General features: G+C 56.0%; 1 pseudogene. It reads left to right on the forward strand.

What is annotated here, in order from left to right:
• Positions 1 to 1,181, forward strand: a pseudogene (locus EXE44_RS21575) (hypothetical protein); the annotation flags it as partial.

The following is a 1,181-nucleotide window of genomic DNA, read 5'->3' on the forward strand; positions in this document are numbered from 1 at the left end:
GTCGATGGGACGCGGCACACGTATCAGCTCGACTCGCGGGACTCCGTCGACAACCTCGTGATCAATGCGACGGGCGTCAATAACACCGCGTGGAATAATCAAACTGGCTCCGGTGTCGGCGTGGATCACACGCGATCTTTCTCGGTTGACGGGACTGTCGAGCCGACGGACGGATCGGGCGGCGATCCGGTACTATCAGTAACGGGGAATGTAGGATCTGGACAGTATAACCCCGCTGTCGACACAGGCGACGGAACGACGGACACTGAATATCACTTCATCGGAGACCACAGCGACAATACCGGCATCGACTCCGCAGTCAAAATCAAACCCGGATATACCGGCGAGATTCAGGACATAACAGTCGATATAGGGTTTGTCAGAGGCAGTGACTACAACGCGGTTGTGGACGTGTACCTAGTGAAGGAGGGCATCGATTCCGACTACGATGAAGGAACGCTGATAAAAGACGGCTGGGAGCCGACGCTCACAACTGGCGAACAGACGTTTTCAACAGATACCAACGTCGAGGTGTCTGAAGGCGAAACCTACACATTAGAGTTTGATACGACAAATACCGATAGTGACGGTGAGACTGACATAGCTTACCTAAAAGTTGATGACTCCGCTTCTACAGTGTGGTACCAGTATGATCAGGCGGGTGACACATCGAAACAAGCATACGGCGACATCGAAATTGCGTTCAGCAATTCGATCAGCGCGTTAGATGCGTCGACGAATACCGGTCAGACCGTCTCCTTCGGGTCATTCTCTGACGGTGAGACGAAATCAAAATCACTCGATATTAGTCGAGACACAGGCGAATTGAATTTCAGCGGCACCGGAAGTGGAACGGTAGACTACACGTTCTCGATTCAGGAAAAAACCGAGACGCGCGATCCCGTCGTGAAATTGAACGGCCACACCGCCTCCTACAACGGGACGCTCGCCGACCTCGGCGGCAGCGTCTCGTGGCTCGAAGACGGACAGAACAACGTCACCGTCCACGTCGGCGACGGGTCGTACACCGGCGCCGGTCCCGAGCCGCAGGTCGACATCGAGTTCCGACACGGCCTCGAGTCGCCGCGGACCGTGACCTACGAGAGCGAGGCGTTCAGCGAGCGCTACAACATCTCGAAGACGTACGCGACGGAGCGAGCGGACGCGGTGCTGACGATCCC

This window comes from Halorubrum sp. SS7 (assembly GCF_005435055.1).
Lineage (GTDB): Archaea > Halobacteriota > Halobacteria > Halobacteriales > Haloferacaceae > Halorubrum > Halorubrum salinarum.